The sequence below is a fragment of the Pseudomonadota bacterium genome (assembly GCA_039196715.1).
Classification (GTDB): domain Bacteria; phylum Pseudomonadota; class Gammaproteobacteria; order CALCKW01; family CALCKW01; genus CALCKW01.
The window spans coordinates 1-8277 of record JBCCUP010000122.1; the positions used below are offsets into that span (position 1 = coordinate 1).

General features: G+C 68.4%; 9 protein-coding genes. 1 reads left to right on the forward strand and 8 read right to left on the reverse strand.

Features of this window, described 5'->3' with window-relative positions; translation table 11 throughout:
* Window positions 1–51: 51 nt before the first annotated feature.
* The 8 genes from AAGA11_21990 to AAGA11_22025 are packed head-to-tail and all read right to left on the reverse strand — an operon-like array spanning window position 52 to window position 6895.
* Window positions 52–465: a Rid family hydrolase gene (locus tag AAGA11_21990; protein MEM9605545.1), complete on the reverse strand. Its 414-nt coding sequence runs from the start codon at window positions 463–465 to the stop codon at window positions 52–54.
* Complete coding sequence (locus tag AAGA11_21995) at window positions 462–1643, reverse strand: malate dehydrogenase (protein ID MEM9605546.1); 1182 nt, start codon at window positions 1641–1643, stop codon at window positions 462–464. Before AAGA11_21995 ends, AAGA11_21990 begins: the two co-directional genes overlap by 4 nt.
* A gap of 36 nt (window positions 1644–1679) precedes the next feature.
* Window positions 1680–2306, reverse strand: a complete 627-nt coding sequence (locus AAGA11_22000) for a BMC domain-containing protein (protein MEM9605547.1) — start codon at window positions 2304–2306, stop codon at window positions 1680–1682.
* Window positions 2307–2320: 14 nt separating this feature from the next.
* Complete coding sequence (locus AAGA11_22005; GenBank protein ID MEM9605548.1) at window positions 2321–3700, reverse strand: aldehyde dehydrogenase family protein; 1380 nt, start codon at window positions 3698–3700, stop codon at window positions 2321–2323.
* Window positions 3700–4905: a hypothetical protein gene (locus AAGA11_22010; GenBank protein MEM9605549.1), complete on the reverse strand. Its 1206-nt coding sequence runs from the start codon at window positions 4903–4905 to the stop codon at window positions 3700–3702. The genes AAGA11_22005 and AAGA11_22010 overlap by 1 nt, the downstream gene beginning before the upstream one ends.
* Before the next feature lie 58 nt (window positions 4906–4963).
* Entirely contained in the window at window positions 4964–5272 is a 309-nt protein-coding gene (locus tag AAGA11_22015; GenBank protein MEM9605550.1) for a BMC domain-containing protein, read from the reverse strand.
* A gap of 2 nt (window positions 5273–5274) precedes the next feature.
* Window positions 5275–5592 carry a EutN/CcmL family microcompartment protein gene (locus AAGA11_22020; protein ID MEM9605551.1) on the reverse strand — a complete coding sequence of 106 codons (318 nt, stop codon included), beginning with the start codon at window positions 5590–5592 and terminating at the stop codon, window positions 5275–5277.
* 10 nt (window positions 5593–5602) lie between these two features.
* Entirely contained in the window at window positions 5603–6895 is a 1293-nt protein-coding gene (locus tag AAGA11_22025) for a glutamine synthetase family protein (GenBank protein ID MEM9605552.1), read from the reverse strand.
* A gap of 100 nt (window positions 6896–6995) precedes the next feature.
* Between AAGA11_22025 and AAGA11_22030 the strand changes: the two genes are divergently transcribed.
* Window positions 6996–8138: an FAD-dependent oxidoreductase gene (locus AAGA11_22030; GenBank protein MEM9605553.1), complete on the forward strand. Its 1143-nt coding sequence runs from the start codon at window positions 6996–6998 to the stop codon at window positions 8136–8138.
* The last annotated feature ends 139 nt before the right edge of the window (window positions 8139–8277 follow it).

Consider the following 8277-nt stretch of genomic DNA (forward strand, 5'->3'; position numbering starts at 1 on the left):
ACAGCACGGCCGACACCACGGCCTCGCGCGTGCGCTGGTCGAGCAGACCGGTCACCAGTGGATGCCTTCGGCGTCGTGGATCAGGGCGTCCGCCTCGATCTCGATCATCATGCCAGGCGTCGTCAGACCGACTTCAACGCCAGAGGTCACCGGGTTGATACCCTCGAACACCTCACCGTGCGCGCGACCGAAGGCACCCGCGTCGTTGATGTCGCGCAGAAACGCCCGCGTGCGCACCACGTGCGCAAGCGTGGCACCGGTTTCGAGCAGCGCGTCCTCGATGCGCGCAAGGATGAAGCGCGTTTGCGCGTAGGTGTCACCCGGTGCGTGCAGCAAACCGGTCGGTTCGATGGCAGTGGTGCCGGCGACAAAGACAAATGGACCGACCCGGCGCGCGCGGCTGTAGGCCGCCACGGTCTCGAACCGGCCACCGGTGAACACCGTCTCGCGCACCAAACCACTCATACGCTGCCGATCCGCTCGCGGATCGCCGTCGCCGCCGCGTCGAGGCTGTCACGCTCCTCGGGCGCAAGGGCCCACTCGTCCACGGCAATCAGGCCGCCGGGACCGAGGTGGCAGGGCACGCCAAGCACAACCCCACGCAAGCCGTATTCGCCGTCGAGCGCCACCGAGACCGGCACTGCACCGACACGTGCCCCGCGCAGGTGGTCGATCACCTCGACCGTCGCGTGCGCCGGCGCGATGGTCGCCGACCCCGTCTTGCGCAACGCGACCACCTCGGCGCCGCCAGCCACCGCGCGCGCCGCGCACGCCTGCACCGCCGCGGCGTCAAGAAAAACGTCGACCGGGCGCCCCTTGATGCGCGCAAGCGAGCCGATCGGTGCCATTTCCGCGCCGTGGCTGCCGAGCGTGATCGCCTCCACATCGGCCACACCGACACCCGCAGCATCGGCGAGCGCCCGGCGAAAGCGCGCGCTGTCGAGCGTGCCGGCCATGCCGAGCACACGGTCGCGCGGAAAGCCGGTGGCGCGCAGCATCTCGAGCGTCATTTCATCGAGCGGGTTGGTGACCACAATCACCACCGCCTCGGGTGCGTGCAGCGCGATCGCGTCGGCCGCGCTGCGGATCACGCGCTGGTTGACGTCGATGAGGTCGCGTCGATCCATGCCCGGCGTGCGCGGCCGCCCCGCCGTGACAACCACAACGTCGGCCCCCGCCACCGCCGCGAGGTCCGCGCCGCCGCCGAACTGCGCGCCGCTGCGGTTGATGCCGGTCGCGTGCAGGAGGTCGAGGGCGACCGACTCCGCCAGCCCCGGCACCACGTCGATGAGCACGATCTCGGCCGCCGCGTCGGCGTTGCACAGCAGGTGCGCGATGTTCGCACCCACCCCACCCGCGCCCACCAGCGCCACCTTGCCCAGCCGCCGTGCCTCGACGCGCACCGCGGGCGGTCTGGCCTGCCAGCGCGGACTGCGCCGCCACAACACCCGCTGCGTTGCGTTCGCCGCGCTGCTGCGCACCGGCGCGGGCGTGGCCAGGGGACCCTCGTGCAAGGTCACCGCCAGGCGCTCGGCGGTGTCGCGCGCCTGCGGGGTCACGAGGTCACCGTCGAGCACCTCAAGCAGCTGCCGGCCGCGGCGGTGCGCCGAGACGATGTCCGCTTCGCTGAGCACCCGTGCCATCAGGCGACGCGCTCAGGCCAACGGCGTGTGCGGGACTCAGCCACGCTGACCCTCGACGCCCTCGAGGGCGGCACAAGCGGCATCGACCGCGGCTTTCACCGAGTCTTCGTCCCCGCTGACGAACAGGCGTCCAAAGCGCCCAACCGCGCGGACCTCGACGATATCGATGTCCGCGGCCTTCTCGGCCTCGTTCGCGGCGATCGAGATGTACGCCGCCGGCGCACATTCGATGATGCCGAGCGTCTGGCCCGGCACCAGCAGGGCGCCCTTGCGCCACTTGTTCAGGAGTTGGGCCTGGTACGGCTCCACCGAGCTGATGATCTGGGTGGATTCCACACTCGGCTTCAGGCGGTCGGTCATCGCCATGCCGAGCTCAGACAGGATCGCATCACGCGCCGCACTGACTTCCGCGTTGGACGGCGAGCGCAGAATAAAGAATCCGAACTCGCGCTCCACCATCTGTGTGGTGGCCTCGACACTCGAGGCCTTGAGTGCGACATCGATCAGGCCGAACACCCCGTTGCCCGGCGCGAGTTCTCCGATCAGCACTGTGTCGCCCGACAGCGGCACCGACCCTTGCACGGTCGCGCCGTTGTACGCCGCAAATTTCGGTTGCAGGCGGTCGATCTGCATGAGTGCCCTGATGGTGATGCCTTGGCTCACGCGCTGTCTCCGTCTCAGTTGCCGTACACGTCGTGGATGTCACGCCAGGGGCGCGACTCGAAGGCGACGCGTTTGATGTTTATCAAATGCAAGGCCGTTACGTTGTCGGAGGTGATCGACCCGGAAGACGTCCCGGTGCCGAGCATGAAGCTCGGTTCGAGGTCGGTCGAGAAGCCCATCCCGCCGAGGATGCCGGGTGTGTTCACCAACACCCGACCAACCGGCAACGCGCTGTAGCGCGTGACCACGTCGGGGTCGTCGGCGTGCAGCACCGCGGTGTGGCCCCAACCGCCAAACCGGGCGACCTGTTGCGCCAGCGCAATGCCCTCATCGGCGCCACGGGACTCGTACCAGGCCAGCACGGGGTTGAGCTTTTCGGCCGAAAGCGGCGCGTGTGCCCCGATTTCGGTCTGCTCGCTGACCAGTACGCGCACGTTGGGCGGCAGCTCAATACCCGCGAGCTCTGCCAGGCGTTGCGGCGATTGCGCTACGCGGCCCGGGTGCATACCACCGTCTGCGTTGAAAATCACCGGTGCCAGGCGTGCAGACTCCGCCGTTGTGCAGAAGTAGGCACCGCGCAGTTTCATCTCGTGCCGCAATTCACGCGCGACCGCACGGTCGACGACCAGCGCCTGCTCCGACACGCACGCGGTGCCGAAGTCGAAGGCCTTGGACATCAGAATCTGCTCGGCGACCTCGGCAATGTCATCGCGCTTCGAGGCGTGCACGTAGACCGGCACGTTGCCCGCCCCGACCGCGAGGGTCGGCTTGCCGGAGCTGTAGGCCGCCTTGACCATCGCCGGTCCACCTGTCGCCATGACAACCGAGGTGCGCCGGTGTTGCATCAGCTCGGCCGTGCCGGCCTGGCTAACGGTGTCGAGGCACTGGATCAACCCCGGCGGCGCCCCGTGCTGGTCGGCCACGCGCGCCAGGATGCGGGTGGTCTCGAGGCCGCACTGCACACCGCGCGGGTGGGGCGCGCAAACTATGGCGTTGCCGGCTTTCACGGCCGAAAGCACCTTGTAGATGATCGTCGAGGTCGGGTTGGTCACCGGCACCAGCGCGGCCACCACACCCATGGGTTCGCCGATCGCGGCAATTCGGGTGGTGTCGTCGCGCCACAGCACACCGAGGGTGCGCACCTCGCGCAGCCACTCGGCCACCGACAAGGCATTGAAGAGGTTCTTGATCCGCTTGTCGGCGGCGTTGCCGTAGCCGGTTTCCGCCACGGCGAGCTCTGCCAGGCGCTGCGCTTCGGGCTCGATTGCGCGCGCCATCGCCATGACCATGTCGTCGATTGCCGCGGGGTCAGTGCCGAGAAAGCGGTTGTACGCCTGCCAGGCGCGGTCGGCGGCGTCGCGCGCGACCTGGACGGCTTCGAGGTCTCCGTCCATCAGCGCGGCTCCCGGATCAAGGCATCAAACTGGCGGCGCACGGCGTCGGCGTCGGCGCCGCTGACCCCGAGGCGCGCGAGGCTGCGCGCGTGCCGCGCGAGGTCATCACCGAACACGGTCGACGCGAGTTGCACCGTGGCCACCGAGTTCGGAACAGCCACACCCACGGCGGCCGCGGCGTCGACCAGCGGCTGCAGCGAGGCCTGCACCAGGTCCCTGATGCGGGCCAAGGCCACGTCGGGTGTCGGCACCGCCCGTCGCCCAGCCGACGGCGCCGTGCCGGTCTGCGCCGAGCCGGCCCACTGCGCCACCGCGGCGTCGACGTCCGGCAGGTCACGCACACCGAACCGGGTCGCCACCGCGGCGCGTTCGTCGAGCAGTGCCGACGCGAGTGCACGTTGGCTGCTGCCAAGCAGGCTGTGAAAATTGCAGTGCTCCGGCCGTGCGACCGCGCCCTCTGGCACCGACGGCCCCCCCGGGTGCGACGCAGGTCCCCCGAGCAACAGCGCGGGCAGTTCGATCGCGGCGCTGGTGTCGCCGAATGCAAGTTGACCGTGGTTGACGCACGCTGTCATCGCGCCAAAAAGCGGCGTGAGCTGCGCCGTGCGGGTGGACGTGTCGCCGTCGAGCATCGCGCAGAGCGGGGGTTCGGCGGCGCTCAGCACGAGCGCACCGCCGTCGCGTTCGATCCACCAGGGCAGGCGGGCGAGCTCGAACACACCGACCTGGGCCGCGCAGCCACCGCTTTGCAGCAGGGCACGCACTTCCAGGCCGCCAAAAGTACCGGCGTTCGGCAGCACCACGAGCTGCCCGTCGACCAGGTGGTCGGCGAGCACCATGGCGTAGGTGCGTTGCTTGTGCAGTGGACCGGTCAACACGACCACGTCGGCCGCCGCGAGCGCGGCGTCCAGGTCGCCGGTGGTGGTGATGCCGGGACCACCGCTGGGGTTGGTCGCCACCGTGCCAATCGGGCCCTCGCCTCGCAGCGTGACACCGCTGCGCAACGCCTCGCGCTCGCGCCCGTACGCCGAGAACAGCACCGTCTCGTGGCCGGCCGCGACCGCGAGGGCCGCGACCAGGGCGCCGTCGGCCGCACCGCCGAGCACGGCCACACGACCGACCGATGGCGTCGACACGGGCGCCGACCGGTGAGCGTTGGTCATCGCGTCGGCAAATTGCTGAAAGCGCGTGTGGTCCGAACTCATGTCTCAGGCCTGTGCAGGGGCGGGAAAGCGGGCCGCGTCACCGCTGCCCGCATGCGGCTTACTCGCCGCCGCCGCCGAGGTTGGCCAGCAGCGCCTCGATCTCGTCGTGCGGACGCGCGATGACGTGCACGGCCATGACCTCGCCGACCTTGTTGGCCGCGGCAGCGCCCGCGTCGGTCGCCGCCTTCACCGCACCGACCTCGCCTCGCACCATCACCGACACCAGGCCGCCACCGGCCTTGGCGTGGTTCACCACCGTGACGTTGGCGGCCTTGACCATGGCGTCAGCCGCCTCGAGTGAGGCCACCAGGCCACGTGTTTCGATCATGCCGAGCGCACTCTGCCCGGCCGGAGCTTTTTGCACCATGTTCAGGTTTTCCTGTTGGATGTGGAGTTGCGACGGCCCCGCGAGGCGGCGCCGTCATCGAGAGTGAGCGTGTCGACGATGGCCATGGCCACGGCGTCGACGGGTGCACTGGTCAGCGCGGCCGGCAGCCGCGCGCCGCTGCCCTCGGCGACGATCACGAGGTCGCCCGGGCCCGCGCCGACCACGTCCGCGACCACCACACCGGGCGTGAGCACGGTGCCCGCACCGTCCTCGACGTCCACCACCAATAACGGGACGGCGGCGAGGCCGGTAGGCTTGACCGACGCGGTCACCGTGCCGGTCACTCGGGCGATGCGCATGTGTCGGTCCTCAGAAGTTGCCGAGGTAGCGTTCGATTTCCACCGGCGTGACCTGACCGCCGACGAACTCGAGCTCGCGCTCGGCTTGCTGCATCAGAATGGCCAGCCCGGGCTCGCCGATGACCCGGTTCATGAACTCCGAGGATTTCGCGAGTGTGAGCGCCGCCTCGAGGCTGGTCGGAATGCCGTCGGCCTCGGCTTCGTAACCGTTGCCAAGCGTGGCCTCGGTCGGCTCGAGCCCCTGTTCCACACCGTCGAGGCCAGCCGCGATTTCGCAGGCCAGCAGGTAGTACGGGTTGCAATCCGCCGAGCCGTCCCGCTTTTCCACGCGCACTGCGCTCGGCGAGCCCTCGATCACGCGCAAGCCCACCGTGCGGTTGTCGTAGCCCCAGGTGGTGTTGATCGGACAGAACGTGTACGGCTGCCGCCGACGGTAGGCATTGGGCGTGGTCGCAGACACCAACGCCATTTCAGCCATGCGCTGCTGCTGTCCAGCGAGGAACTGCTTGCCCAGGGTCGAGAGTTTGCCTCCGTCCGAAAAGGCGTTTTCGCCGTTCTGCCACGCCGAGTAGTGGGTGTGAAAGCCGCTGCCGGACTGCTCGAAGAAGGGTTTGGACATGAAGGTCGCGAGGTAGCCGTGCGCCGAGGCGAGCTCCTTGACCAGGTCGCGAAACATGATCACGCGGTCAGCGGCTTCCAGCGCCGAGCCGTAGCGGATGTTGACCTCGACCTGACCGGGCGCGTACTCCGGGTTCGACTGCTCGACCGGAATGCCCATCTCGTTGATGCCGCTGCGGATCGGGCCGAGCACGTGCTCGAGCTCGGCGGCCCGCACCAGGCTGTACACGCCGATGCCCTGGTCCTTGGGCTGCTTGGTCTCGGGGTCGAGCAGGTAGAACTCGAGCTCCGTGCCGACGTTGACGTCCAGGCCCATCGCCTTCGCCCGTTCGACCTGGGCGACCAGCGCGTTGCGCGGGTCGATCGGCACGGGCTGGTGGTCCGTGCCTTCGCCGCGGCCCAGGCAGAACGCCACGCCCGGCTCCCAGGGGCAGGCTTGTGGCGTGGTCAACGGAAAGATGTGAAAGTCGGGGTAGCCGTTGTCGAAGTTGACGTAGGGCGTGTCCCAGACGTCGCAGGTCATGTCGATCGCGAAAAGCGCCAGCGACAGCGCGTTGCCACCCTCGCAGATGGCCTGCCAGTGGCTCGCCGGAATGCGCTTGCCCCGCATGACGCCGTTCATGTCGCCGATGCCCATGGCGACAGTGTGGGTTCCTTCTGGCAGCGAAAAGTCGTGATCGGTCATGGGGGCTCCTGGGCCGACGAGGTGTCGTGCAGTTGCTCTGCAACAAAGTTCTGAATACTGTATACAGTAATTCCAGCCCAGACAACCGACGAGGGCGAAAATGCCGAGACGAAGCGAGATCACGGTGGCGGGCGCCGGCATCGCAGGTGCCAGCACGGCACTGGCGCTGCAGCGACGCGGCCACCAGGTCACCCTGATCGACAAGTGGGGGCCCGGCAACTCGCGCGCGTCGTCGACCGACTATAACCGTGTCATCCGCGCGATTCACGGCCGAGACACGTTTTACACGCGCTGGGCCCGCGAGGCGCGCGAGGCGTGGTTGGCGCTGCAGGCCGAGACCGGGCAACAGCTGTATTACGAGTGCGGTGCAATCATCCTCGCGACCGAGGGCCACTGCCAGTGGGAAGACGACACCTGCAACACCTTCACGCAGCTCGGCGTGCCGCACCACCGTTTCAGCCAGGCCGAACTCGCCACGCGGTTTCCGCAGTTCGATGTGCGTGACATCGCCTACGGCATTTACGAGCCCGAGGCCGGCATGGTCATGGCGCACCGCGCGGTCATCACCACGGTCAACCGTTTCAAGCAGCTCGGCGGGGTGGTGCAACGCGGGGAAGTGACCACCGACCACACCGAGCGCCCCCTGCTCGACGGCAAACCGATCAACTCGGACGTCACCGTCATCGCGACCGGGCCATGGATGGCGGACATGTTCCCGCGCAGCGTGAAACCGATCGGCAGCATCGTCGGTATCAACGTGCTCTACACCTCGACACCGGCCGGGTCGGATCGCTTCGATGTCGAGACCATGCCGTGCTGGATTGACCACGGCCAGGGCAGCTTCGGCATGCCCTGCGTGGAGGGGCACGGTGTCAAGGCGGCCGTGGTGATTCCGGAGAAGATCGACATCGACAACGACGAGCGCCTGATCCGGCGCGAGTCGCTCACGCGCACGCGCGACTACATCCGCAAGCGCTTCCCCGACCTCGTCGGTCAACGGGTGGTCGACAGCAAGTTCAACCAGATCATCCTGACGCCGGACACCCATTTCATCGCCGACTGGCACCCCGAGCACCGCAACGTGCTGCTGGTCGGCGGTTGCTCGGGTCACCTGTTCAAACACGGCCCGGTCATGGGTGACTTCGCCGCCGGCCTCGCCGTCGGCGACTACGACACCGCGCCCCGCTTCAAACTCGGCCCACGCCGCAAACTCTCACCCGCCGAAAGCCCGTCCGGCCGCTGAGTTCGCCCCGCGGCGGTAACCCGGTGCCGCTGCGCGACGACCACGCTCCCACAGTGTTTTCACCAAGCCGTGGGAGCTGCGTCATCGTTTTAACGAGACGCGGCGAATGAAACACGGCGGCGCACTCGACCGTTTCGAC

What these genes read in the sequence shown, in the direction of transcription:
- AAGA11_21990 (MEM9605545.1), bottom strand. Translation starts at nt 465, where the DNA reads ATGAGTGGTTTGGTGCGCGAGACGGTGTTCACCGGTGGCCGGTTCGAG.
- AAGA11_21995 (MEM9605546.1), bottom strand. Translation starts at nt 1,643, where the DNA reads ATGGCACGGGTGCTCAGCGAAGCGGACATCGTCTCGGCGCACCGCCGC.
- AAGA11_22005 (MEM9605548.1), bottom strand. Translation starts at nt 3,700, where the DNA reads ATGGACGGAGACCTCGAAGCCGTCCAGGTCGCGCGCGACGCCGCCGAC.
- AAGA11_22010 (MEM9605549.1), bottom strand. Translation starts at nt 4,905, where the DNA reads ATGAGTTCGGACCACACGCGCTTTCAGCAATTTGCCGACGCGATGACC.
- AAGA11_22015 (MEM9605550.1), bottom strand. Translation starts at nt 5,272, where the DNA reads ATGGTGCAAAAAGCTCCGGCCGGGCAGAGTGCGCTCGGCATGATCGAA.
- AAGA11_22020 (MEM9605551.1), bottom strand. Translation starts at nt 5,592, where the DNA reads ATGCGCATCGCCCGAGTGACCGGCACGGTGACCGCGTCGGTCAAGCCT.
- AAGA11_22025 (MEM9605552.1), bottom strand. Translation starts at nt 6,895, where the DNA reads ATGACCGATCACGACTTTTCGCTGCCAGAAGGAACCCACACTGTCGCC.
- AAGA11_22030 (MEM9605553.1), top strand. Translation starts at nt 6,996, where the DNA reads ATGCCGAGACGAAGCGAGATCACGGTGGCGGGCGCCGGCATCGCAGGT.